The 24,728-nt window shown below is 38.2% G+C and carries 23 protein-coding genes; 9 read left to right on the top strand and 14 right to left on the bottom strand.

Annotated features, from left to right (window positions below; translation table 11 throughout):
• Nucleotides 1-36: 36 nt before the first annotated feature.
• Entirely contained in the window at nt 37-270 is a 234-nt protein-coding gene (gene acpP / locus CH354_RS12465) for an acyl carrier protein (protein ID WP_002974954.1), read from the bottom strand.
• A gap of 377 nt (nt 271-647) precedes the next feature.
• Here acpP and CH354_RS12460 point away from each other — a divergent pair, with 377 nt between their 5' ends.
• The 3 genes from CH354_RS12460 to CH354_RS12450 all read left to right on the top strand — a co-directional run bounded on the left by CH354_RS12460 (nt 648) and on the right by CH354_RS12450 (nt 5,364).
• A complete protein-coding gene (locus tag CH354_RS12460; RefSeq protein WP_100726974.1) occupies nt 648-2,231 on the top strand; it encodes a sulfurtransferase in 1,584 nt (527 codons plus the stop codon).
• 105 nt (nt 2,232-2,336) lie between these two features.
• Nucleotides 2,337-4,241 (top strand): DUF1538 domain-containing protein, encoded by a 1,905-nt coding sequence (locus CH354_RS12455; protein ID WP_100726975.1) that lies wholly within the window; start codon nt 2,337-2,339, stop codon nt 4,239-4,241.
• A gap of 4 nt (nt 4,242-4,245) precedes the next feature.
• Nucleotides 4,246-5,364, top strand: a complete 1,119-nt coding sequence (locus tag CH354_RS12450; RefSeq protein ID WP_100727123.1) for a hypothetical protein — start codon at nt 4,246-4,248, stop codon at nt 5,362-5,364.
• A 251-nt stretch (nt 5,365-5,615) separates the two neighbouring features.
• Here the strand turns inward: CH354_RS12450 and fabG are convergent, their stop codons facing one another.
• The 7 genes from fabG to cmk all read right to left on the bottom strand — a co-directional run bounded on the left by fabG (nt 5,616) and on the right by cmk (nt 11,682).
• Entirely contained in the window at nt 5,616-6,377 is a 762-nt protein-coding gene (fabG, locus tag CH354_RS12445; RefSeq protein ID WP_100727124.1) for a 3-oxoacyl-ACP reductase FabG, read from the bottom strand.
• Between the two features lie 166 nt (nt 6,378-6,543).
• On the bottom strand, nt 6,544-7,566 hold the full coding sequence (gene plsX, locus CH354_RS12440; RefSeq protein WP_100718955.1) for a phosphate acyltransferase PlsX: 1,023 nt from the start codon (nt 7,564-7,566) through the stop codon (nt 6,544-6,546).
• 5 nt (nt 7,567-7,571) lie between these two features.
• The gene (rpmF, locus tag CH354_RS12435) at nt 7,572-7,772 is read right to left on the bottom strand and encodes a 50S ribosomal protein L32 (RefSeq protein ID WP_015679024.1); all 201 of its coding nucleotides are present in this window, start codon (nt 7,770-7,772) and stop codon (nt 7,572-7,574) included.
• Between the two features lie 67 nt (nt 7,773-7,839).
• Nucleotides 7,840-8,454: an ATP phosphoribosyltransferase gene (gene hisG / locus CH354_RS12430; protein ID WP_100721702.1), complete on the bottom strand. Its 615-nt coding sequence runs from the start codon at nt 8,452-8,454 to the stop codon at nt 7,840-7,842.
• Nucleotides 8,455-8,457: 3 nt separating this feature from the next.
• A complete protein-coding gene (locus CH354_RS12425) occupies nt 8,458-9,204 on the bottom strand; it encodes a tetratricopeptide repeat protein (RefSeq protein WP_100729058.1) in 747 nt (248 codons plus the stop codon).
• Between the two features lie 4 nt (nt 9,205-9,208).
• A complete protein-coding gene (locus tag CH354_RS12420; protein ID WP_100726978.1) occupies nt 9,209-10,909 on the bottom strand; it encodes a 30S ribosomal protein S1 in 1,701 nt (566 codons plus the stop codon).
• A gap of 20 nt (nt 10,910-10,929) precedes the next feature.
• Nucleotides 10,930-11,682: a (d)CMP kinase gene (gene cmk, locus CH354_RS12415; protein ID WP_100717709.1), complete on the bottom strand. Its 753-nt coding sequence runs from the start codon at nt 11,680-11,682 to the stop codon at nt 10,930-10,932.
• A gap of 144 nt (nt 11,683-11,826) precedes the next feature.
• Here cmk and CH354_RS12410 point away from each other — a divergent pair, with 144 nt between their 5' ends.
• Nucleotides 11,827-13,362: a histidine kinase dimerization/phosphoacceptor domain -containing protein gene (locus CH354_RS12410; protein ID WP_100727125.1), complete on the top strand. Its 1,536-nt coding sequence runs from the start codon at nt 11,827-11,829 to the stop codon at nt 13,360-13,362.
• Here the strand turns inward: CH354_RS12410 and CH354_RS12405 are convergent.
• The 3 genes from CH354_RS12405 to CH354_RS12395 form a co-directional block, all read right to left on the bottom strand.
• Nucleotides 13,354-14,922 carry a hypothetical protein gene (locus CH354_RS12405; protein ID WP_243396070.1) on the bottom strand — a complete coding sequence of 523 codons (1,569 nt, stop codon included), beginning with the start codon at nt 14,920-14,922 and terminating at the stop codon, nt 13,354-13,356. The two genes, CH354_RS12410 and CH354_RS12405, sit on opposite strands and share 9 nt — an antisense overlap.
• 108 nt (nt 14,923-15,030) lie before the next feature.
• Complete coding sequence (locus CH354_RS12400; protein WP_243396069.1) at nt 15,031-15,546, bottom strand: hypothetical protein; 516 nt, start codon at nt 15,544-15,546, stop codon at nt 15,031-15,033.
• 31 nt (nt 15,547-15,577) lie between these two features.
• Nucleotides 15,578-16,711 carry a helix-turn-helix domain-containing protein gene (locus tag CH354_RS12395; RefSeq protein ID WP_100726980.1) on the bottom strand — a complete coding sequence of 378 codons (1,134 nt, stop codon included), beginning with the start codon at nt 16,709-16,711 and terminating at the stop codon, nt 15,578-15,580.
• Between the two features lie 256 nt (nt 16,712-16,967).
• Between CH354_RS12395 and CH354_RS12390 the strand changes: the two genes are divergently transcribed.
• Nucleotides 16,968-17,612: a DUF6272 family protein gene (locus tag CH354_RS12390; protein WP_207762686.1), complete on the top strand. Its 645-nt coding sequence runs from the start codon at nt 16,968-16,970 to the stop codon at nt 17,610-17,612.
• A 59-nt stretch (nt 17,613-17,671) separates the two neighbouring features.
• Here the strand turns inward: CH354_RS12390 and aroA are convergent, their stop codons facing one another.
• Nucleotides 17,672-18,958: a 3-phosphoshikimate 1-carboxyvinyltransferase gene (gene aroA, locus CH354_RS12385; protein WP_100727126.1), complete on the bottom strand. Its 1,287-nt coding sequence runs from the start codon at nt 18,956-18,958 to the stop codon at nt 17,672-17,674.
• A gap of 87 nt (nt 18,959-19,045) precedes the next feature.
• Between aroA and CH354_RS12380 the strand changes: the two genes are divergently transcribed.
• Together CH354_RS12380 and CH354_RS12375 are read left to right on the top strand one after the other, a co-directional pair.
• Entirely contained in the window at nt 19,046-21,583 is a 2,538-nt protein-coding gene (locus CH354_RS12380; protein ID WP_100766497.1) for a cyclic nucleotide-binding domain-containing protein, read from the top strand.
• Nucleotides 21,584-21,621: 38 nt separating this feature from the next.
• On the top strand, nt 21,622-22,524 hold the full coding sequence (locus CH354_RS12375; RefSeq protein WP_100726982.1) for an NAD(P)/FAD-dependent oxidoreductase: 903 nt from the start codon (nt 21,622-21,624) through the stop codon (nt 22,522-22,524).
• Here the strand turns inward: CH354_RS12375 and CH354_RS12370 are convergent, their stop codons facing one another.
• Nucleotides 22,525-23,211 (bottom strand): hypothetical protein, encoded by a 687-nt coding sequence (locus CH354_RS12370; RefSeq protein WP_100717704.1) that lies wholly within the window; start codon nt 23,209-23,211, stop codon nt 22,525-22,527.
• An 83-nt stretch (nt 23,212-23,294) separates the two neighbouring features.
• On the opposite strand from CH354_RS12370, the gene CH354_RS12365 reads away from it, so the two are divergent.
• Both CH354_RS12365 and CH354_RS12360 read left to right on the top strand, forming a co-directional pair.
• Nucleotides 23,295-23,699 carry a hypothetical protein gene (locus CH354_RS12365; RefSeq protein WP_100717703.1) on the top strand — a complete coding sequence of 135 codons (405 nt, stop codon included), beginning with the start codon at nt 23,295-23,297 and terminating at the stop codon, nt 23,697-23,699.
• Nucleotides 23,680-24,195 (top strand): hypothetical protein, encoded by a 516-nt coding sequence (locus CH354_RS12360; protein ID WP_100726983.1) that lies wholly within the window; start codon nt 23,680-23,682, stop codon nt 24,193-24,195. Before CH354_RS12365 ends, CH354_RS12360 begins: the two co-directional genes overlap by 20 nt.
• Here CH354_RS12360 and CH354_RS12355 read toward each other — a convergent pair.
• A complete protein-coding gene (locus CH354_RS12355) occupies nt 24,192-24,677 on the bottom strand; it encodes a tetratricopeptide repeat protein (protein WP_100717701.1) in 486 nt (161 codons plus the stop codon). The genes CH354_RS12360 and CH354_RS12355 overlap by 4 nt on opposite strands.
• Nucleotides 24,678-24,728: the final 51 nt, after the last annotated feature.

Below are 24,728 nucleotides of genomic sequence, written 5' to 3'. Positions count from 1 at the left end.
TCCTCTATTCGGGGAACCCGGTTTTTGGATTGGGAATTACCCCTTAAGTTTATCGATGAATTTAATTACATCGCCTACGGTTTGGATTTTTTCTGCGTCTTCATCAGAAATTTCCACACCAAACTCTTCTTCAAGAGCCATCACGAGTTCAACTGTGTCAAGAGAGTCAGCACCAAGATCATTGATGAAGTGAGCTTCAGGTGTAACTTCTGATTCATCAACACCAAGTTGTTCTACGATGATTGACTTAATTTTTTCGAAATCTGCCATTTTATATCCTCCAGGCCACTGTGAACAGTGGGGCAAGTGTTAAATCGTTTTCCGCCAGGTATATATGTACGCCTAGCGTTTTTTTAAAATGAAATTGTCGGAATTTTTGGCAAGTCTAAATAGATTATTTTCCTCTTGAAACCTTTGACATCGTTCTAACATCACCTAACATATATTAATAGGGACTTCTATCACGAGAATGGTGGAAAAAAGAACCATCCTGTCCTAGTTTCCAAGAGATGGCAATATCTTGCCCTGATTTCCAGCCAATTGCTCCATTTTAACAGAATTATACTCCACTATAATGGAACTTACTTCCCGAACCAGGAGGGGAATCCGAAATCAAGCCTAAGAAATAACTTTTTTAGGAGACTTCCATGATTCGGAAATGGACAAAAACTCTCACATCTCTTTTCCTACTTTCTTCTTTCGTTTTTTGCACAGAAAAAAAAGAAGAGAATAATGATTCATTACTCGCAGGCCTACTCGTATTAGTTGCCAATCAGATCCGCGTAAACACTGTAACTGATCTCACAAATGAATCTTCTGCTGATTATAATGAGAACAAATGGGGACTCATCACAGGATCCACTTTAAATTCTTGGGTGAGCAACTGGCAATCCAATCGACCATCTGGGATTACAGGGAAACTTGTGGTCTTACAAACAGATGCCGCAAACCGTGTTTCAGGTGATGGTCATAATGCATACATCAAATCAGATCCATCTTCAGGTGTTTATGTTTATTTGTTAAATGATTACACAACACCAGACCTTCCCTCTGGTGGATTTCGATTTAACCAAACTCGTGATTCTGGTTTATTCAATAATTCCATACGGTACCAAGCCAATGGAACATTTGTGGATGATTGGTTAAACACTTACAATATTGATCCTACGAAAGATTTAGTTGTGTTCGCTGCTGGTACGGGGAATGGAACCACTGTCAGTGCGGATCCAGGGGCAGCGACTGCCACAGTTGCGGGTGCCATCCAAGACATTACGAGAGGATTTTATTGGTTACGGTATTGGGGAGTGGATGTAAAACATTTAGCGATTTTGAATGGAAATTTACGTTACAATATCACAAACAATTTCGTTCAAACTGCACAAACCAGCACTACAAAATCGACAATACCAACAACCAAAGGAACTTTCAGTGTACGCCAATTACGTGTGGACAATACTGCAATTACACTTGGTTTAGAAGATGTCTATGAAATCGCAAAAAACAATCTTACAACTTCCAATGTATTTGGGATTACAAATACTCAATTTCTGATTGATGCAAGGCCCTCTACACAATTTGGATCTGGTAGGTCTGCTGGAGTGAATGGTGATACCTCTCAGTACATTACAACAGGTTATGATTCAGCGGGTGCTCCTGTTGTTTGGGGAGCAAGTGGGGATACAAATTCTGCAAACACAGCTGGGAAAACCTATGTGCCATTTGAAGGGAATATCAAAGGAGCAGTCAGTTTTCCATGGCTTGCCCTATTTGAAGGGATCCCTGATTCTGGGAATACTTCAGGTGTAACCGCGACAGCATTTAACAATGGTTACCGATACAAGTCAAAATCGGCATTGGTAAACATTTTTGCAAACAAAGGGTATGTTGCAGGTTCCACTGTCATCAGCCAATGTAGAACTAATTTTGAAGCACAAGTGAATGGTTTTGCCTCACTCAATATCCTTGGATACCCTACAGCTTATTATGATGGATCACTCGTGGAATGGACGGCTCTCGTTTCTTCTCATCCAGACAATAACACCAACCAAGTGCCAAGTGATTTTAAGTGGAGAACAGATTTGGCAACAGTCAGTGTCTTTGGTTACAATCCTCAAATTTCAAATTCTGGAAACGTTGGAAGTACAATTAGTAGAGTAAAACCTGCTCCAGTCAATTTACAAGCAACCACTTCAAAAAAATTCATCCAAGAAGATAAAGCTTACAAGTATTAAAATCTTTCCCAGTTTACACTTTCGTCTCTTGGCTCAAACCAAGAGACATTCTTTTCTCACTTAAATTCCCTTTGCAAAAAAGTTTTTGTCTGACAGTTTGTCTTTATGGCAAGGAATGAAAAGGAAGAAGCAATACATATTGGATTTCGTGAAGCACTCGCTTTAATACTACCTTACCTCCAAAAAAAAATTTGGAATCAATTTAAATCAGTCATTTGGATTGTTTTATACCTTTCCGTTTTCCAATTATTGGTCTTACGAATCCCAATTAAAGAAGCTGGGATCATCAGTTTTGGAATTTGCGCTGTCATCTTAGGTCTTACTTTTTTTCTCGAAGGATTATTTTTAGGACTGATGCCCCTAGGAGAAGCCTTGGGATTAAAATTGCCGCAAAAATTAGGTATGTTTAGCATTTTGATTTTTTCGGTTCTTTTGGGTATGGGGGCAACCTTAGCAGAACCAGCGATTGCCATTTTAAAAGCATGTGGAAGTAAAGTTGCCCCTTGGGATGCACCACTGCTCTATTATCTCCTCAATGGAGGTTCAGACACTCTTTATTTATCCATCGCGATTGGAGTTGGTATCTCTGTTGTCATTGGGATGTTTCGTTTTTTATATGGTTTTTCACTTTCGAAAATTTTAGTCCCTTCCGTTTTACTTTTGTTAGCCGTTAGTATTTACGCATTTTTTGATGAAAACTTACAACATATTTCTGGCCTTGCTTGGGATTCAGGTGCTGTAACAACAGGCCCTGTAACCGTACCACTGGTTGTCGCATTGGGAATTGGAATCTCCAAAGTATCTGAAAAAAACGAACAAAGTAGTGCTTATGGTGTTGTGACCTTAGCATCCCTATTCCCAATTTTAGCGGTGTTTTTGGTTGGGATCTATTTTTCTAACAAAGTACCAAAACCGATGACAGAAATGGAATTTTTCAAACATGGCATCCACACAGAACAATCCAATTTTTTGTTAGGAAATAATGCCAAACAGTACAAACGACAAACATTAGAAAGTAAAACTCAATTCAAACAAAATACAACCTTCAAAGAATTTCCAACAAAAATGGTGGTTGCATTCCAATTGGCACTTCGCGCCATTTTACCATTATCCATTTTTTTGATTTTGTTTTTATACTTCATCCTCAAAGAAAAAATTGCTTATCCGGAAGAAGTGCAACTAGGGATTGTCTTTTCCATTTTAGGTCTTACCATTTTTAATTTTGGGATCATGTTTGGTTTGAATCAATTGGGAGACCAAGTGGGTGGAAAACTTCCTTCCACATTTCGTTCAATTGAACTCACAGACTCAATCAAGTTCATCAAAAACTTTAATCCAAAATCTGTATACACGGCAGTGAATGAAGAAGGAAAAGAGGAAAAATTCTTTTATTTAAAAGAAAGAAAATTATATTCTGGAATTCCATACCACGAAGAAAATTGGAATCCAACTAACAAGGTATATGAGTATATACCTATCCACGGTCCTATTTTTGGTAAAGAAGACAACCTTCTTGGTTATGTCATCGTATTGGCATTTGCTTTTGTATTGGGATATAGTGCAACACTAGCAGAACCTGCTTTATCAGCATTAGGAAATGCAGTGGAAGAAACAACAGTTGGAACGTTTCGAAAATCCTTACTCATCCAATCTGTGGCAATTGGTGTTGGTTTTGGTACACTAACAGGTATTTTAAAAATTGTATTAGAAATCCCACTGATTTGGATTTTGGTTCCAATCTATATTTTTTTACTAATTTTAAATACAGTGAGTAAATCAGAGTTTATCGAAATTGCATGGGATAGTGCGGGAGTTACGACCGGACCCATTACAGTCCCTCTCATCATTGCAATGGGTCTTGGGATTGGAAATCAATTGGGAACAATTGATGGATTTGGTATTTTAGCATGTGCCTCTGCATTTCCTATTTTATCGGTACTCATTATGGGTATCATCGTAGAAAACTCACGTAAACTTTCACTCAATGATTCAGAATCAAAAACAAAATAAGATCATGAAACGTAAAACATCACGAATCACAACGATTGTTCATCGAGACCTAACAGAATCAGTTGTCACATCATTAAAAAACCAAGGTGTCTTATACTATCAAATTGAAGCTGGTAGATACCCTGTTCTCGCCAAACGAGGTTTATGGTTTTTTGATTTTTACCAGAATCATGCCATTATTGATATGCCAGTTTCTATTTTGGAAATCATATGCGAAGAGAGTTCTGAAAATTTTTTAATTTCAATGATTCGTGATGCTGCTGAACTAAACATACCTGGTCATGGAAGTGTATATTCAGAATCCATCGAACTCATTTCGGCCAATCAAAATTTTTACATTCATTCTTCGAAAGAAATCAAAAAACCGATTGGATTCACTGGACTTACAGGGATCTTTTGTGTTTTGCCCAGAGGGTCTGCAGAACCCATTGCTAAATTGCTTTTACAAAACGGGATTGCTGTTCCCACCATCAGTTATGGTACGGGAACTGGGTTACGAGACCGATTGGGATTACTTCGGATTACAATCCCAAAAGAAAAGGAAATCCTTAAACTCATAGTCCACTCTTCCGATATCGAACATGTTTTAGATTTTATGATAGAAGTTGGTCGTTTGGATTTGCCAGGTAGGGGTTTTATTTTTGAATTCCCAGTTGGTCATGGATTACTCAATACCAAGGTAAGTTTAGAAGGTCCAAAACAAGCAGCAAGTATGGACCAAATTATTTCCGCATTGGATCAGTTATATGGCAATATGGAATGGAGAAAAAAATCGAATCAATTTAGAATTTCACTTCGGCATCGAAACTATTTTGAGGGAGTAAACCTCGTTTTGAATTGTAAAGAAGAATCAATGGAATTTGTAACAAGTGCTCTGCGAAAAGTGGGTGTCACAAGTTCTACAATTTCACTCAAACGTATGGCACATACAGGAAATACAGACAGTATGTTTACTCCTGCGAGGGAAGTTGCGAATTTACTGATCCCTAAAAAAAACTTACCTGAAGTCATTGAGGTTTTGAATGAACTAGAATTTTTTGATGAAAAATTTGAAGGGATAGCGTATACGATGGAAATCCCAAGAGCTTTCTCTTACCAATCAAAAAAGTCAAACCAAAAGTAGAGAACTCAATCAAACGAATTCCAGTAACAATCTGATCGTTCAACGGAACAATCGTTCATAAATTTGCAAAACAATAACACCTAAACCACCAATCGTTGCCCCCACGATAGGGATTTGGTATAGTTTTTGGTCTGTTCTTATTTATTTCTCATCTGAAGAGGAGAAATATTTTGAAATTGGTTCTAAATTTGATGAATCAGACACCACTTGAGATTGAAAGAAAATCCCAAGTGGAAGTGAAGGATTGTTTTTTAGTGACCGCCACCTGGTAAAAATCCGCCACCATTGATATCAAGGATATGACCTGTGATAAAGGAAGATGCATCGGAAGCGAGGAAGGCAATTCCGTTTGCAATGTCTTCAGGAAGACCAGCACGTTTTAATGGGATCGCTTGTACCATACCATGTCTGATATTTTCTGGAATTGCTTCTGTCATTTCTGTTGCAATAAAACCTGGAGCAATTGCATTACAACGAACTTTTCTAGATGCCATCTCAAGAGCCACAGCTTTTGTGAAACCAATCACACCTGCTTTAGAAGCAGAGTAGTTTGTTTGTCCAATGTTTCCATTTTCACCAGAGATAGAAGATAAATTAATGATGGATCCACCATTTTCTTGTTTCATCATCACTTTAATCGCAGCTTGTGTACAAAGATAAGTCCCTGTTAGGTTAACAGCAATCACCGCATCCCACTGCTCTTTTTTCATTCTCATAAGGAGAGTATCTCGAGTGATACCTGCGTTATTCACAAGGATGTCTACAGATCCAAATTCTTTTTTTGCTGTATCAATTAATTTTTGAGCATCTTCTTCCACAGATACGTTGGCAACGACTGCAATCGCTTTGTAACCTTTGGATTTAAGTTCTTCCGCAGTTGCATTGGTTGCTTCTGGGTTCATATCTGCGACAACAATGTTTGCACCTAGAGATGCGAGTTTCAAACAAGTTGCCTTTCCGATTCCTCTTGCACCACCTGTGACGATGGCTGTTTTCCCTGATAAACTGATCATTTTTTGTTCCTCTTTTTTTCTAATTCCTAAACAATATACTAAACAAATCAAATAAATGATAACAAACGAATTCAAAGCCACATTGCCAAATCACCTAACTTTCGTTTAAAGGTAATTCTTCGCAAATGATCTAAATTCCAGATTCTCTTCTATCTCTAGTATCGTTTTAGTGAGAATCTCCTAAAATATTTTTGTATTCTCCCAAACGTTCTCGAATCCTTTCATTGATACCATGTTTGGCACACTCTGAAATGACTCTCACTGCATTTTTGACTGCAAGTGCATTGGAAGAACCATGTCCAATCATACAAATCCCTTCCACACCTAACAGAAGTGCTCCACCGTATTCAGCATAATCTAAACGTTTTTTCACTGCAGTAAATGTAGATTTTAAAAGGAGTGCACCTGTTTGGGCAAGACTAGATTGTCTAATCGAATTTCGTAAGACATTAAATATCGATTTTGCAAGTCCTTCAGTGGCTTTCAGAACTATGTTTCCAATAAAACCATCGCATACGACAACATCTACTTCTCTTCCACTGCCATATAAATCACGGCCTTCCACATTACCGACAAAGTTAAAGGGAATTTTTTTTAGGAGATCAAAGGTTTTGACAGAAACTGTATTTCCTTTTTTGTCTTCTTCCCCGTTGGATAGGATTCCGACTTTTGGACTTTTGATTCCAAAGAGTTCTTTTGCATAAATCTCACCCATTACTGCGAATTGTGCTAAGTATTCTGGTTTGCAGTCAACATTTGCACCAGCATCTAACAGAAGTACGGGGGGGCCTTCCTCTCTTGGGATATGAGCTGCAATGGGAGGTCGTAAAACTCCGGGTAGGCGACCAAGGTGTAATAATGCAGCGGCCATAGTAGCGCCAGTGTTTCCTGGAGAAAACACACCGATACATTCTTTATCTGCTACTAAACGAACTGCTTTTACTACGGAAGAATCCTCCATAGCGCGGACTGCTATGGATGGAGAATCATTCATACCGATGATCTCAGTAGAATGTATGACACGGATTTTTTCAGTGTCATAATCGAATTTTAACAGGATATCAAGTAACTCTTGTTCATCGCCAACGAGCGAAACAGACAGTCCGAATTCTCGTACTGCCAGTACCGCGCCCTCGACGATACCTTCAGGGCCGTAATCTCCGCTCATCGCGTCCACGGCGACCCACATGACGGTTAGTTATCTTCGGTCGTTTTTTTAACTTTTTGAGCGACTACGAGTTTACCCTTATAAAAACCGCAATAAGGGCATACACGGTGGGACAGAACAAATGATCCACAATTGGAACACGGGTTTAAGTTAGGTTTGCCAATCGCATGATGGGCTCTTTTTGTTCTAACTTTCGATTTTGATTTACGTCTCTTTGGGACTGCCATGGCTATCCTCTATGGAATTATAACTGGTTTTTACTATGTTTTGGAAATCCGATGTGAAAACAATATTTTAATTTTCTAGGCTCTCGATAAGAGACCGTAATTCGGCGTGTTTGTGATAAAAAGAGGAACGATTGCTGACCAAACGGGCTGTACTATACAAAATGGACTCAAATTCTTTGAGTCCATTGGCTTTTAGGGTGCCACCAGTGGACACTAGGTCGACAATACAATCGGAAAGTCCAACAATGGGCGCAAGTTCTATCGACCCATATAATTTGATGATTTCGCAGGAAATACCTTTGGAAAAAAAATACTCCCGTGTGAGATTCGGGTATTTGGTTGCCACTCGCACTTTGGAACGTTTGGCAAATAAGTCAAAGTCGGGGAAGGAAGCAAGAGATAACCTACAAGCACCTAATTTGAGATCCACAGGTGCAATTAAGTCAAATCCACCTTCCCTTAAAATGTCCCAACCAACAATCCCAGCATCCGCTGCGGCTTCTTCCACATAGGTGCAGACATCTTGTGATCTAACAAATAATAGACGGATTCTTTTGTCTTCAGAGACGTAGGTAAGTTCTTTAGAACCCTCAGATGGCAGGTTTTTTAGCCATCCTTTGGATTTCAAAAGAAGAGCAGTTTCTTCGGCAAGCCTACCTTTCGGGAGAGCCAAAGTTAACATAGGTTAGTTTTTCCCGAGTTTAAGGAGTAAATAACTTGCAAGGAGTTTTACATCTTCACCAGATTCTGCACCATCAAGTTTGAGTGCTTTTTCTAGGAATTGTTTTGCTCCTTGTTTGTCTCCAGTTAGATAAGACAATCTACCTGCTTGGTAATAAGACCATGCTTTAAAGCCATTGAGTTCACGAGCAGGTTCCACTACTGTTGCAGCGATTTTATAATTTTCTAAAGACTTTGCGTTGTTTTTTTCCCGTTCCCGGTAGTTACCAGCAATATAGAAATAGAGTGCTTTGATTTCTTTAGGAGTGTCGATTTTTTTCGCCGCATCTTCTAAATAAGCACCTGCCTTACCAAACTCACCTTTTTCTGCATACAGTTTGGAAAGGTCTTTCCAAACTCGAAGTTCCATTCTACCGGTACTTTGGTTTTGTAAAAATACTTCCAAACTTTGGATTTGTGCATCCAAACTAACATTTGCTTTTTGGTGCGTGAGTTTGAGGTCTTCTAAGGTAACCGTTTCTTTTTCAAAAAGATATTGTCTGTACTCAAAAAAACCAATCACACCAGCTAACACAATGATAGCAGATGCGAGGCTGATAAAAACAGACTTACGATTTTTAGATAAAAAATGTGTGAACTTTAAAAAAACAAGTTCCGCTTTTGAACCTTCAAAATCAGCGAACTCATCCTTTTCGATGAGTTCGGCTTGTTTTTTTTGTTCGATGATGTTCTTCTTATGAAACTTATCCATAGACCTATCGGTTTTGGTTTAAATTCATAAAAGATCCGATGGATTCACGTGAAGGTTGGTTGTCTTCCTTCATGTATTTAGCCATCTCTTCTCTTTCTACAGCTTTATCAAAGTCTTTGATCGAGAGGGAGATCTTTTTGTTGTTAGGTTCAATTTTTACCACAACAGTGCGAACAGAATCACCTACTTTGTAAAGGTCTTCTAACTTGATGTTACGACCATCTGGGATTTCAGAGATGTGAACAAGACCTTCATAACCAGGTTCTACTTCCACAAACACCCCAAAACTAACGATGGATTTCACACGACCTTCCACAAGAGTACCTGGTGGGTATTTTTTGCGAAGAGCTTCATAAGGATGCTCAGAAAGTTGTTTTAATCCACAGCTAATGCGTTGTGCATCTAGGTTTACATCTAGGATTTTGTATTGAACCGATTGGCCTTTTTTGAGGAGGTTTAACGGGTTCTTTTCTTTTTCATCCCAAGTGATGTCAGAGATATGAATCAGTCCTTCAATTCCACTTTCTACTTCTACGAAAGCACCGTATTTTGTGATACCAGTGATTTTACCTTCGAGAACATTTCCTGCACGAACATTCGCAGAAAGAGCTTCCCAAGGGTTAGGAAGGAGTTGTTTGAGTCCGAGGGACAAACGTCTAGCTTCGAAATCAATGTCTAAAATTTCAGAGTCAACTTCTTGGCCTTTTTTCAAAACATCTTTTGGATGTGGTGGTTTTTTAGCCCAAGAAAGTTCAGTTGTATGGATAAGACCTTCTAAACCTTCTTTGAGTTCTACGAAAGCACCGAAGTTCGTAAGAGAAGTAACGATCCCTCGTACCACCATACCTTTTTCGAGTTCTTTTTTCGCCCAAGCCCATGGATCTTCATACAATTGTTTGATGCCAAGGGAGAGTTTGTTGTTTTCCTTATCAATCTCAAGGACAATCACTTCGACTTCTGCACCGATGTTGAAGTATTGTTTGAAAGGAGCAAATTTTTTATAAGAGATATCGTTTTGGCGAAGAAGTCCTACTACATCGTAAACCGAGAGGAAAACACCAAAGTTTGCTATTTTCACAACCTTTCCTGTTACCTTGTCTCCCACTTTTACTTTGCCAAGGAGTTCTTCCCACTTTTCGCCGTTGATTTCGTCGAGGAGGGTTTTACGAGACACAACACCTGTTCTCGTTTTCTCATTGAGTTCGATGATTTTGAATGAAAACTCTTTTCCACCTTCCGTGGATTCCTTAAATCGAACTCCTACATGAGAAGCTGGTAGGAATAATTGAATTCCTTCACTTTCTACGAGGTAACCTTTGTTTTTCACTTCACCGACAATTTTGCCGGAGAGTGGGTATCCGTTTTGGCTTGCATCTTTGATGGTTTCCCAACCAACTCTTTGGTCCGCCTCTTTTTTGGAGAGGACACAATATCCATCGACCCGCTTTTTGATGATCGCACTGACTTTCTCACCACGTTTTGGCGTTTCAGAGAAGTCTTCACGAGAAACACGAGCTTCTAATTTTTCTCCAATATCTAGGAAAACAGTGTCACCGATGACATCGACTACAGTCCCTTCAATCAGGGTGCCTTTTCCTGCGGAGTTCTCTTGTTCTTGTGCTTGTGACTGCGATTCCCACTTCTCTAATAATTCGCCGAAGGAAGTGGTCTCATTTTTGGGGGAGGATGGGTTGGTTGAATTCAATGGTTACCGGGATACAAAACTTAGATTTGCCCAGAGGGTGAAACCTTGGACAGGATAGTATTTAGGACAGTTTCTGTGTCGAGGGTGCTCGTGTCAATCAGGATTGCGTCCGAAGCTTGTTTCAGTGGAGCAACAGTACGGGTGGTGTCACTTTCGTCCCTTGCCACAATTTCCTCTTTGATGTGGTTTAAGTCGGCTTTGAAGCCCTTAGCAACTAATTCATCGTATCGGCGTTTGGCCCTGACTTCCACAGAGGCAGTGAGAAAAAATTTAAATTTGGACTTTGGGAACACTTCGGTCCCAATGTCCCGCCCATCCATCACAAGTTTGTGAGTTCTGGCAAATTCACGGATATGGCGGTTTAGGATTTCCCGGAACGCACGCCTAGGGGCAATGTAACGGATTTTTTTTGTGATCTCGGGATCACGGATTTCATGGCTTATGTCCCTTTCTCCGAGGAACATGACGTTTTCGCCTTGGGCAGAGAGTTCACAATGTACGGGGATTTGGGACACGGAGAATCCGAATTCTACTTCGTCCTTTTCCAAGAGGCAGGCATCAGCTAGTTTCTCTGTGAAAAATGGAAATTTAGATTCGTCTTCACCAGTCGTTTGGAATTTTTCCCAAATAGCAAAGGTTAGCGCACGGTAGAATGCCCCTGAATCTAAATAATGGTATCCCAATTTGGTGGCGATCATTCGGGCAAGGGTACTTTTTCCGGAACCTGCTGGCCCATCAATCGCGATTACATTTTCAATCGATTGTAAACTCATAAGTAGATAGGCAAATTCTAAGAATGGATTTGATTTCGTCTAGAGGAATTCTTCTGCCTGAACATAGGCTAACCAAGAGTATACGTATTAAGATTGACATGTTTTTTTTCGTCAGAAGGATCATGGGCAAAAGGTGGGGTTTTCGTGAAAGTTCGAAATCGTAATCTGGATCCAGAACGAATTGCTGACTTTGAAAGTTTCCGGAGTGGCATTCTGGAAAAAATTGTCAAAAATTCACCCTTACAAAAAATTTTAAACGAAATCGTCTCAGGGATTGAGACACTGAACCCTTCTCTCATTTGTACCATTGTTCTCATTGAAAATTCAAAAATTAAAATTGGTGCCGCCCCTTCTCTTCCCAAAATTTATAACGATGCAATTGAAGGGCTTTCGATTGGTCCTGAAGTTGGGTCTTGTGGTACAGCAGCTTACACTGGAAAACGAATCATTGTAGAAGATATTAGTAAAAGCCCTCTTTGGAAAAATTACAAGGACATTGCACTGAGTGTTGGACTTTGTTCCTGTTGGTCTGAACCAATTCGATCTCACACAGAGGAAGTTGTGGGAACGTTTGCTATGTACCATCGAGAGATTGTTAGCCCCACCGAATTTGATATTTTTATCATTTCGGAAACGGCTGATTTAGTAAGTATCGCAATTGAAAAATCTATCACTTCCACAAAACTTTTGGAAAGTGAAAAACGATTCCGTGACTTCTTTGAAAAAAATTCATCGGTGATCCTAATCATTGATCCAGTTTCAGGAAAGATATTAAATGCAAATGAGTCTGCGACTTCTTTTTATGGTTATTCTCACGATACACTCATCCAAATGAATTTGGGTGACTTAAATTTTACAAACCACAATCATTCCGAAGAAAAAAACATCAATTTGTTTGACCAAAACAAAAGTGCTTCCTCTTTCTCTCACCAATTAGCATCTGGCAAAATCAAACAAGTTGAGATTTTTTCAACTCCGATTGAATCCAACCACCGCACTGTTTTATTTTCTATCATACATGATGTCACAGAACGAAAAATTGCAGAAGAAAAAGTAAATGCATTACTTTCAGAAAAAGAAATGATACTACGTGAAGTTCATCACCGTATCAAAAACAATATGACTATTTTGAACAATTTATTAGAGTTACAAGCAAACTCCCATGAAAATGAAACTGTCAAAACATCTCTGAAAGAAGCAACAAGCCGAATTAAAACAATGTCTGTTTTATATGATAAACTTTATACGGAAAAAGATAACAATGAATTACCATTAAAGGAATACTTAGAACCACTCACAAACGAAATCATATCCTTGTTCCCTTATCCCGTACAATTAAATCTAAATATCGCAAATCTCAAATTGACCACAGACCAACTACGTGCGATAGGGATCATCACAAATGAATTATTAACCAATAGTATGAAATATTCCAGGAATACGGAAAACAAACTCGAAATTCAAATCAAAGTATGGCAGGAAGAAGATTATTTTTATTTGTTCATTGGCGATAACGGTAATGGATTTAATTTTCAACTAGCCAATTCCGAAAACCAAGGGTTTGGTCTCAGTTTAGTCACCATGTTAACAAAACAAATCCATGGAGATCTATCATTTAATGGTGACAAACACACTGAGTACAAATTCAAATTTCCATACCAAAAACCAGGATCAGTTTGATTCAAACTGGTATTTAAATTTATTTTTGGCATTCCCTAAATAAGCAAATTCTAATACAAACTGCCTTTTCTCAAAAGAATCCGATGGATCATTCCAGGACAATCGCATCTCTTTTTCCATTGTTTTCCAATAGAAATAATTTTCTCTCGCATAATTACAAATTTGTAAGTATAATTTTTCATCCATACCTGTTCGACTCACATCCGGATTACAGGCATTCGGGCTTGCAAACTTCATTTTACCATTTAAGGAATGTAAATCCTTTGATATTAAATAATTGCGTGAGTTTGATTGGTCAAATTGGATTAGCATTGGTAGTTTTACTTGGTCACATTTCCAATAAAAACGCAAAGTAGGATCATTCACATTCACATCTTGCCAAAAAAACTCGAATTCGTTTTGATTCTGACAAAATTCAAATGTTTTAGCATCTGCATTAGTTAGCCGAAGATTCTTTTTTGGCAAAAGCGAAAAAACAGATTTCTGAAAACCATAATTCGTAAACACTCTTTTTGGAATCCAAATTTCTGTTTCTACCTGGTTCACTAATTCTTTGGCTCTCTCTTCACCAAATTGTTTTTTGGATTCTAGATACAATGAGTTTGATAACGTGTTAGTAAATTCAGGAAAAAATCGATCACCAACATTTGTTTTGGTAATCGCTTGGAAAATCGTAAGATCTGCCAATTCTTTGCCTACCACTGACCTGTACTTCCACAAAATGGAAGGGATGAATGTAAAATTCTTTTTAAAATCACTTTCCATGTTTGAATCATAAAAACCAATTTCTCTGTCCAAACGAAAGGAACTAACAAGCAATTGTTGTTTCACTCCTTCGCAGGTCTTATGAGAATATAACTCGGGATAATCAATCATGGAAGCAGCATAATAATCAGAAATTCCTTCCGCGAGAGAACGTCCAATTGCATTGTTTCCTAAATATTTTCCTGTGATAAGGTGTGTATATTCGTGGTAAATGGCATCAGGACAAGCAGCAGTATCAATGATTCGATCAAAAACAAATCGATCTACGATCGGGAAATCCCATTTGGGAGCAAACCACATCTCGTTATTCCATTGCCCTTGTTTTTCGGAAGGAGGGATTGTGAGTGCAGTGTTCTTTAGTTTTACCTTGGGATCATAGTACAATAATGGGGAATACACAAAAGGGGCATCCACTCGGATGATGATTTTCTCATTCGAAGTTGTTTTACTATTTTTGAATCCGGCCTGTTTATAGATATGATGAAATCTAGATTCAATTTTTTGGAGTTGGTAACCCAATGTGAGTAGTTTACGATTTCCAAATACTTGTTCCAAAAGAATTGGATCTTTTTCGAACTGGGAATGAATGGAAAAGTTTTCTAAAACATAGTGAGATGTTGACTTAAGATTTAAGTCGTCTCTTGGTATTTTTTTTTGAACAAATTGTTTTTGATTTTGATCCCAATCCAAAACTTGATCTTCCACTTGGGAAATACCAACAATGTTTGTTGTCAAAAACAGTAAGAAGATTGAAGAGAAACCAAAAAATCGTTTCTTCATTTGATTCAAATTCATGGATTTCCTCCGTAAGATACATATTGGTTAGAAAAGAATCTCGCTTTTCCACTGGATTCATTTGGAAAAGCAAGATTTGGTTGATTCAGGAAAGGTTATGAGAATCGATTAGATTCCAAGTCCTACAGAGTCATACATACCACCAGTCACAACTGTTCCAAAACCACCAGCATGTACTAATATACCAACGATGGCTACAACAGTAACAGAAGCTAAAACATTCTCCATGATTTTAAAGTTGTTTCCATGTAGGTAGTTACCAGTCGCTTCTTTCAATTGAATGGAAGAAACAATGTGATCCAAATCTTGGTCTAGTGTTCCTGCGAATTCAGCATTTTTAATTGCTCTTTTGATTCTTACAAATTCACTTGGAGTGATATGTGCTTTTAAGTATTCATGAGCTTCTTTGTTGGTCATACCATTGCTCACTAAAATTTTTGCTGCTTCTTTTACGTTCATTTGGTTTGCTTCAGTTGCAAACATGGTTTGGGAAGCAAATACAATCGCTATTAATAAACTAATTTTCTTTTTCATGGCTTTGTCCTTGTAACAAATTTGTTTTGAGAGAAGTTTCACACTCACTCTCACAAACTTGACTCCATCATACAGCGTTTGGTTTTCCAAATCGTCTGACTGGATCGGATTGGGCGGAAAACTACGTCCGACTGGATCGAATAGGATGTTTTTTTAGTATTTTTTCTCTGTATTCTCTTGGTGTGGTGCCAGTTTCTTTTTTGAAGGCTTCATTAAAGGTAGATTTGGATCCAAAACCAACATCATAAGCAATGGCAAGTAGTGACCTTTCTGGTTCATTTTGTATCCGGTCTTTGGCTTCGTTGATTCTGTATGAGTTAGTGAACTGATAAAAACTTTTTTTCATCTCTGAATTCAAAAACTCAGAGAGTTGGTGTGAACTTAAGTCCATTTTTTCTGCTAGATCACGAAGGTTAAGTGATTCATCTCGGTAAATCTTATCCACTTCAAATAATTGTTTTAGATTATCACGGATGAGATTATGATCTAATTTTGAGATCTGAGAGATTTTTGCTTTTTTTTCATCCTCTACAATCTTACGAACTTCCAAAAAGAAATCGGGGAAACTCTGGCGAATCACATATAAAATGCATAAAAAAATTCCAATCGCAAGCCCTGAAATTTGGAAAGAAGTGTGATCCCCAGTGGCGATTGTATTGAGTCCATATAATGATAGAGCAAAACAAAAACTTACAATTGTTGTTCCAATACGAAGTGTGTAGTTTTTGCGAAACGTACTCCATCGAATTTTTTTAGAAATACGCCAGACAATACGAATCATACACCATAAATAAATCAAAATGGTAACTAGAACCAAGGCAATTGGTCTCTCTAAGTATGGATTTTCTCCATGACTTTGCCTGAGCAAATCATTGGTGTGGTTCCAAAGATTCCAGCCAATGATCAAAAGAAAGGATATCAAAATGGGTACGAGGCGATACGACAATCGCCTGAACGAACGAAACTTTCCTTCCAATACGATGAGAAAATATTCATCTAATAAAACACCCAAACAAGCAATCATGGGTAAATTGGTTAGATACATAGGATAAAAAGAATCAATGTGCCCAGAAGAAACCAGGTATAAATTGAATAAATGGTAACTAGTTCCTAAAAATATAATCCCTAGTAAGATTTGTTTTCGATTTTTATGATAACTGAAAAACTCCCCTACCGCATAAAGAAAGGCAAGTAAGGTTGAAAATAAGAGAAAAAAGTTCAATGATTCAAAATGTGTCTGAAAAAATAAATCCATTCATTTACCAACTGGTTCCGTTTCATTCCTGAATTAGTGACCTTTAGACTCAAGATGCAAGAGAGCCATCTGTTATGACCATTCCTTTTTTTTGGAGTGACATTGCTTTTCCATCGGAATCGAAAAAAAGATATGGCAAAGACCAACACAATTTGTCCGATTCGATCGAAACGGAGGAATATACGAGTATGAATTGATCCATTTTGACGACGATTCGTTTGGATTGTTATATCCTTAGAACATAAAGAGGTGTCCTATGTCATTTGTTTGTTTACCCAATCCAATATTTCAAACTAACGTTCTTACCGATTTCTCACCCATTCATTTGAATTCTCAATCGAATTCCAATCAAACAAATGATGAGAAAAATTTATTATTACAAGGAAACATTTATTACCATAGCCAACTTTCCATTTCAGTTTCTGCAGCTGACATGGTATTTTACTGGAAACGATGTGATGTTTTGTCCAATTTCATTTCTCAATTTTACTTTCACTCTTTCGAATCAAAACAACTTGATAAAAATACGATTTCAACGGTGATCAATGAACTAGTTGAAAATGCTGCAAAATATTCCGACAAAGAAGAAAGTAAAATCCAAATAGAGGTTAAGGACTTAGGAAACCAACTGAGGATCGAAGTAAAAAATAAAATCACTCCATGGATGAAGGCAATTTTTGAAAACAAAATTCAGACTATCCAAACACATGATATCAATGATTTATATTTCGAAGCACTCGAAGCACATCATAAAGGGATTCCAAATTTTGGATTAGGATTGTTACGTTTGCTTAAGGATTACAAGCTCCCTCTCGCTTATGAGTTTACAAAACTAGAAAGGAATGAATTTGAAATCACAATGAGAGCTCATCTTTTCATTTCTGAAACGCATACTCATTAAAGACCATTTTTGTTAATGGTTTCAACAATAGGATACAAGTTTCTCACGTGAGACTTACTTTACATGGATTTTAGTATTTCAAAAAATCCTGGGAAACTTGTGTCAACCCAACTTGTATCATCAAATGTCAAATCTACACCAGTAAGTTTAGAAAGGATCGCAAAACTCATCGCTATGCGGTGGTCCATAAAGGTTTCGATTTTTGTTTTTTGGATGGAGGTAACTTCACCAAACTCGTATCCATCCTTTACTTCATTCACATGGATACCTAACTTTTCCAAATTGGAAACCATAGAATGAATCCGGTCTGATTCTTTAGCTCTCAGTTCTTCTGCATGAGAAATTTGAAATCCACCTTCTGAAAAAAGCCCAGCAACGGTTAAAATGGGAATTTCATCAATGATGGAAGGAATTAAATCTTCAGTAATCACTGTACGTTTGAGTTTTGATGGGAAAATGAGTAAGTCACCTATTTCTTCCCCACATTCCACTCGTTTGGCGACAATTTCAATTTTACCACCCATGTTTTGTAAAACTGTGATGATTCCAATCCGAGATGGATTGAGTCCTATATTTTTGATGAGAAGAGGTTCACTCCCTCCCCCACATAAACCAAACACAATGAAAAATGCAGCACTCGAAATATCACCAGGGATCACATACTTTGCCCCTTCAAAAACATAGGGAGGTTTGACTGTAAAGTGAATCGGGGAATGGTGGATGATGTTTCCGCCAAGGAAACGAATCATATTTTCAGTATGGTCTCTCGATACTTCTGATTCTTGATAATCAATCGAGATACCAGAAGATAAAGCGGCAAGGACAAGAGCACTTTTAATTTGTGCCGAAGCAATAGGACTCTTATAGGAATAGTCTTTTAGTTGTTTTCCTTGGATAAAAAGTGGTGCCTTATCGTTTCCTTCAACAGAACGAATGTCAGCTCCCATCTCTTTTAATGGGTTCATGATCCGAGCCATAGGTCGTTTGCAAAGAGAGGCATCTCCTGTCAGTGTTGCTTGTATTTGTGGGAGACCTGATAGCAAACCTGCAGAGAGTCGAATCCCTGTCCCCGCATTCCCAAAATCCAAAACCCCTTGGGGAGACTGGAGATTCTCTTTGCCAGGGCTTATGACTGTGTAACTTCCCTTTCCGAGGGAAGAGACAGAAAGTCCCATCGATTCAAAACAATGTAAGGTATGAAGAGGGTCTTCCCCTTCTAAAAAGCCATGGATTTCGGATTTCCCTTGGGAGAGGGCGCAAAAAAGCACAGAACGATGTGAGATCGACTTATCACCTGGGACATAAATTTCTTTTTTCGCATTTAATTTGAATTGTGGCTGCAACATGTTGTATTTTTCTAAAAAGTATTTTGCAATTTGGCGCTTCTTTATTAGCGTTTGTCGGAAACCTAAGTTTCCTTTACGAACAACCAAATGCCTCTAGATACCAGTAAAAATAACCAAAAGATCCCAGTCAATCCAGGTGAAGTCCTTTTCATCGGTGGTAAGGCCTCAACTTCCATGAACATCCTCCATGAGGGTTCGGTGCGAATCGAGACCACACTCGGCGACACAAGCATTGTTTTGTACAGTTTGGAAGGAGCCAATTTAACACCAGGCATCTTTGCTTTACTCGAAGGAACACCCTACCCTTATACCATTCGCGCTAAAACTTCATGTGTTGTATCCACGTATGTCATGAACCAAGCCAATGCCAAAAAAACACTCACATCAAAAGTATCTGTTGGAGTCATGGCCGTTCGAACCCTACTGAAAGAAATTGGTGAACTCTACAAACGGGTATTATCTATCAAAGGGCTTTCTTCTAAGTTTGAACAAACGATGGATAACTTGGGTGCTGTGTATTATATTTTGAATCCATCTATCTTTTCTGATGTCACACCAGGAGCGATGATCACTCGAGATGAAAACATCATTGATCCTGTAATGAAACTGATTCGAAATAATTTGGCTGGTTTCCAAGAACACGGCGGGATGTTACCTGACAAACCAACTATCAACTTTTTAGAAGAAGACCACGGTGAATTTTTTGAAAAAGATTATAGTGAATCCATCGAATGGAATGATGCAGAATTCCATTTCATACGAAAAATTTTATCTGTGAATCCGAAAATTTCACAAGCCTTGTTTGAAGCCGATCCAACTCTTTTACAAAGTGCTGCTGAAAGTTACGTAAAAACTTACCGCGAATTATTTGAACTCCTTAGCAAAGAAACATATGATTTATCAGAAATGATGAATTCCATGTTTGTTGGAGAAAATGCACTACTTGAGAAATTTAATCTTACATTAGATTTATTTAACACTGGTTATTCCACAATTCCTTCCACAGTTTTACTTCCCATTACCGAGTGGGCATTAAAAAAATCCAAATCTCTTCTGGATGAATACAAACAAATTTTTGGAACTAATTATGCAAGTGTTGGCAATAGTTTGGACAAACTCGAATCCAAACAATCGGAACTGACTGCTAAGTATGGACATGAACTAACTGCTCAGAAAAACAAAGAGGAAGCGATTGCACAAGGTGGAGATCCAATCCGAGCTGGCATTGATACCAAAGCGCTTAAAGTGGAACTTCTTAACTCTGCGAGCCAAATCCTAAACTACTCACAAGCAGATCCAGAAGCAGTCAAAGAGTTTTCAACCTTAATGGTAAAACTAAAGTCCTTCAAAAACCCACTTGATCCAGAACCAGACAATCGAAAAATCCGAAGGACCATTGCGAAAACATATTGGGATGTTTATAAAAAATCCTTCACAAAATGGTTACAATCAGGGAAACAGGCCCCCAAAGCCGTTGAACTCATGTTACGTTATGGTTACTTTGACGAAACCTTACTAGACGACGGTCATATCGTAGAACTAGTAGGTAGATTGTACCAACCGGGTGGAAATCCAAGTGCACCTATCCACCACGGTACCGATTGGTTAGAAAAAATTTACTCACGGGAAGTTCCCACTTCAGTAGACGAACTTGGACAGACATTTTTTGAAAAATTAAAAATGGATCTCAAAGATTCAGGGATCAAATCCGAAAAAGACATCCCACCAGACTATGATACTGGGGATGCTAGACTTGGTTCTGAAATTTCTTCCATGTATGAACCTAACGTACGTTTAACTTCTGGGAATATTGCGAGCCATTTCCCAATTCTCACAAAATACCACATTACCATCCCTCTTGAAAAATGTTTTGTTTCCAAAGATGATGTAGAAAAAGCACTACAATACATATTAGGGATTGATTATACTGCCTTCAATCGTGAGGTCATTTACAGAAACGAAGATATTGGAATCAAAAACGAGTTTATCCAAAGGTCAATCATTCCTGATTTTATCCTCGTTCCATCGATTGGTCCCAAAATCATGATGTGGCAAGACCTTTCCATTTTCCGTGGAGCGGGATCAAAAGAATCAAGAGGTAGGATTTGTATCCCACATTTTGTAACTGGTGACCTCAAAACCTTTATGTTGGAAGCAATCGCTGCTTTCCGTTGGGAACTTTGTAAAAATATCCTGGGACCAGACTGGAATAACGTTGGGATTCCATCGATCACAGCCGATTACACCGATTATGTGCAGTTTTATAAGAAAAGTAAGGACCTATCTCCTGAGCTCAAAGAAAAAATTTCATCCGAGTTCAAACGGTTCCGTACTGACCGTGATAAATTTGCCTATGATTATTCTTTATGGATCCGGTATGAAGCAGAAGGGGTACAACGTGTCAACCGAGTGGTACGTTCTATTTTTTACCGTCATATCCCATTTCATAAAAATATTCGGGAAAAAATATCATCACAACCTGCGTATGCAGAACTCCATAACCGCTTCAAAAACATCCGCACACGCCAACACAAAGAATTTGAAAACAAGTACAAAAAGTACATGGATACCAGTGGTAACTTACCAAAAGAACTGTATGAAAATTTAACTTTCTACGAAGTTTAATCCTTGTCAGATTTCATAAATGCAACATAATTGCATTTATGAAATCCATTCAATCCTTTGAAATTGCCATTATTGGAGGGAGTTTTTCTGGACTCTCCGCTGCCCTATCCCTTGTCCGTTCCCTTAGAAATATAGTCGTCATCGACTCTGGAAATCCTTGTAATCAAAATACACCTGCATCGCATAACTTCATTACACATGACGGAACGAATCCAAAGTTAATCCGTGAAAAAACCATTTACGATTTATCGAAGTATCCCAATTTCCATTCCATATATGGTGAAGTGAATTCCATTGAAAAATCTGACAAAGGGTTTTTATTAAAAGGGAATGGGATTCCCCTTCTCCAAGCTGATAAAATTATTTTTGCTACTGGACTTAAGGATGTATTACCTGAAATACCTGGTTTTGCAGAATCTTGGGGCAAATCGATACTTCACTGTCCTTATTGTCATGGATATGAAGTTGTAGGTAAAACGACAGGGTTATGGATGAATGAAAACGGCGTATTCGAACATGCTAAATTTCTTAAACATTGGGCAAAAGAAATAAAAGTTTATACAAATGGTCCGATTCAATTTTCGGAGGAAGAAGAAGTAAAATTAAAAAAGGAAGGAGTCAGTTTTATAACAGAAAAAGTCAAAACACTCATTCATGATAAAGGTCAGTTAACATCAATTCAGTTTGTATCAGGTAAGGAAACTCCTCTCGATGTTCTTTATGCGCGTGTCCCAATGGTACAACATTCATCATTACCAGAATCTTTAGGTTGTAAAATATTACCGAGTGGTCATTTGGAAGTTTCCAATTTTTATGAAACTAATCTTCCAGGAGTTTATGCAGTTGGTGATATGGCATCTATATTTCGATCAGTGGCACATGCTGTCCATTCAGGGAACATTGCAGGTGCCATGTTAAATCGAGCTATGATTTTGTCTTAATTACACTTCTTCGACAAAATAAGGTCTTGTGTATTCGCGGACGATCTCTACCACGAATCGTCCCCAAGATTTTGGATCTTCTTGTGAGATGTTCACTTGTTTGATTTTGGGAAAATAAGCGGTTGGTTTGAAAACGGAATGGGTGAGTTCCAATGCCCGAAGGTAATTGTCCAATCGTTTTACTTTCACAAAATTGATGATTTCGGTTTGGATTTTTTCTTTTGGCAAATACCCAACAATGATCATTCGGGGGAATAGGTTTTTTTTGAGAAGGCCAATGAAGTCTTCAAAACTATCCACTCGGTCAATGAAACCTTCATAAGCACCACCACCCAAGTTCATGATTTGGGTCACGATGTCCATGGAAAAGGATACTCCTTCCATGGTAGACATATCAGAAATGATCACAAGACCCTCGTCTGGTTGGAACACTTTGAACATATCAGCACCTTTGAAGTGCCTTCTGAGCAGTTTGGCTGCAGAAACATCAATTTCCTGTGCCTTAGCGAGTAACACCTTTCCCTGTGGGTCTAAAATGGGGTCTCGGGTGATGAGATACCGCTTTTTCACGGCATTTTGGTTCATAACTCGAAAGGCCTTTACTTTTTCCTCAATTTCATCTAAGGTAGAGTAACCAATTTTGAGTACATTTTCCCGTTTGCGTTTCCCGATGTCTGTTTCTTCCATGAAAGCTTGGTGCCTAAATCTTTGTATTGCTTATCCTATGGCAATTCTACCAATGTATAGCATATTTTTGTCTAAGGTATAAAATGCGGTTCAATTTTTACCCAATCCTATTCCTCGTCGTGTTTTTGGGATGTTCGTCCGTGGATTTTATCCCAGAACCTGATTTTCGTCCAAATGATCATCGTTATAAGGTATCTTCCTGGCAAGATGTGGAAATCCTAAGAGAAAGGCCCAAAAAACTCTTTAAAATCGTGGGAGAAGTCATCATTCGTAATACCGAAGACTTAACATGGGAAGAGTATGAACCTAGGCTTAAAAAAGATATGTATGCTAGAAAAATTGATGGTGTGTGGATGACAGAAAAGAACCAAACCTCCATTGATACACTTTCCGTTCAAACGATGGACCAAAAAGGAAGGACTACGCACTCTTACCTCCAACAATCTAACTTACCGTATTGGAAAGGGTATGCCTTTCGGTATCGATAAACATATGCCAAGAAAATTTGATTCTGAAATCTATATATCACCAGCCGACGAATGGATTTTTCGCGGAAACCCAATTGATAAAGAAGAAATCCTCACCTACTTTCGCAATAATCTCCATGGGAATGAAAAAGGTGTCTACATTGAAAATACCTTTGGCGAACTTTCAGAACATGGGTATATCAAAATTGATGGTTTCCCTTGCCATGTCTTACACGTTGAGGTTACCAAAGAAGAAATTCTATTCCTCACCGATGATGGTAGGAGTTATCCATTTGGTGCATTCGAAATTTATGAAACGAAGGATGGTGGAATCTTAGGTCTTAGGTCACTTGAGGAAAGGATCAAATACCGTTTCACTTGGAATGCTGCAAAAGAACTTTCTGATCTTCTAATAGAGGAAGATGGAGTCACTTATTTAGATTGGAAAGGGGTTAAAATGCAAATTCCAATGTATGAGGGAGAGGTAACGGTTCCCCTCCCCACTGACTACAATTAATTGGAAGGAGCTTCTTCGTCCGCTTTTAACTCTCGCCAAAGTTCATTTGCTTCTAAAAAATCTTTTTTTAATGAAAGAGCTTTGTGCAAATATTGAAGGGATCTTTCTGGACGGTTCCAGAGTTTATACAAAGTTGCTAGGTTAAAATAAGAAATGTGTGGTGCATCGTTTCGTTCACATCGTACTGATTTTTTTAACCAATACACTGCTTCTTTGTCATTGCCCATACGAAGTAGTAAAACACCAATTTCGTTACATGGATTTCCATATTCATGGTCCAAACTAACGGCTTTGTAATACGAAGCCAAGGCATCACTCCAGGATCCAAGAGCGTTTTGGACAAGTCCCAAGTAAAAATAGGCTTCCTCTGATTCTTCCAATTCTAAACTGGAACGAAGGTGGAATTCGGCACGGTCTAAATCACCGATTTTAAAATGGTCTTTTGCTAAATCTAAAGAAAGTTGGAAAGAACTTGAAGACAAAGAGATCCTCACCTGTTTTCTTTCATTTTCGGAAACCTTAAAAATCTCCTT

The sequence above is a fragment of the Leptospira levettii genome, from assembly GCF_002812085.1.
Classification (GTDB): domain Bacteria; phylum Spirochaetota; class Leptospiria; order Leptospirales; family Leptospiraceae; genus Leptospira_A; species Leptospira_A levettii.
The sequence above is the reverse complement of the archived record's forward strand: the minus strand, read 5'-3'. Positions and strand labels throughout refer to the sequence as shown.

Bases quoted from the DNA above. Each gene is read 5' to 3' on its own strand.
- acpP (WP_002974954.1), bottom strand. From the start codon at position 270: ATGGCAGATTTCGAAAAAATTAAGTCAATCATCGTAGAACAACTTGGT.
- CH354_RS12460 (WP_100726974.1), top strand. From the start codon at position 648: ATGATTCGGAAATGGACAAAAACTCTCACATCTCTTTTCCTACTTTCT.
- CH354_RS12455 (WP_100726975.1), top strand. From the start codon at position 2,337: ATGGCAAGGAATGAAAAGGAAGAAGCAATACATATTGGATTTCGTGAA.
- CH354_RS12450 (WP_100727123.1), top strand. From the start codon at position 4,246: ATGAAACGTAAAACATCACGAATCACAACGATTGTTCATCGAGACCTA.
- fabG (WP_100727124.1), bottom strand. From the start codon at position 6,377: ATGATCAGTTTATCAGGGAAAACAGCCATCGTCACAGGTGGTGCAAGA.
- plsX (WP_100718955.1), bottom strand. From the start codon at position 7,566: ATGTGGGTCGCCGTGGACGCGATGAGCGGAGATTACGGCCCTGAAGGT.
- rpmF (WP_015679024.1), bottom strand. From the start codon at position 7,772: ATGGCAGTCCCAAAGAGACGTAAATCAAAATCGAAAGTTAGAACAAAA.
- hisG (WP_100721702.1), bottom strand. From the start codon at position 8,454: ATGTTAACTTTGGCTCTCCCGAAAGGTAGGCTTGCCGAAGAAACTGCT.
- CH354_RS12425 (WP_100729058.1), bottom strand. From the start codon at position 9,204: ATGGATAAGTTTCATAAGAAGAACATCATCGAACAAAAAAAACAAGCC.
- cmk (WP_100717709.1), bottom strand. From the start codon at position 11,682: ATGAGTTTACAATCGATTGAAAATGTAATCGCGATTGATGGGCCAGCA.
- CH354_RS12405 (WP_243396070.1), bottom strand. From the start codon at position 14,922: ATGAATTTGAATCAAATGAAGAAACGATTTTTTGGTTTCTCTTCAATC.
- CH354_RS12395 (WP_100726980.1), bottom strand. From the start codon at position 16,711: ATGGATTTATTTTTTCAGACACATTTTGAATCATTGAACTTTTTTCTC.
- CH354_RS12390 (WP_207762686.1), top strand. From the start codon at position 16,968: ATGTCATTTGTTTGTTTACCCAATCCAATATTTCAAACTAACGTTCTT.
- aroA (WP_100727126.1), bottom strand. From the start codon at position 18,958: ATGTTGCAGCCACAATTCAAATTAAATGCGAAAAAAGAAATTTATGTC.
- CH354_RS12380 (WP_100766497.1), top strand. From the start codon at position 19,046: ATGCCTCTAGATACCAGTAAAAATAACCAAAAGATCCCAGTCAATCCA.
- CH354_RS12375 (WP_100726982.1), top strand. From the start codon at position 21,622: ATGAAATCCATTCAATCCTTTGAAATTGCCATTATTGGAGGGAGTTTT.
- CH354_RS12370 (WP_100717704.1), bottom strand. From the start codon at position 23,211: ATGGAAGAAACAGACATCGGGAAACGCAAACGGGAAAATGTACTCAAA.
- CH354_RS12365 (WP_100717703.1), top strand. From the start codon at position 23,295: ATGCGGTTCAATTTTTACCCAATCCTATTCCTCGTCGTGTTTTTGGGA.
- CH354_RS12360 (WP_100726983.1), top strand. From the start codon at position 23,680: ATGCCTTTCGGTATCGATAAACATATGCCAAGAAAATTTGATTCTGAA.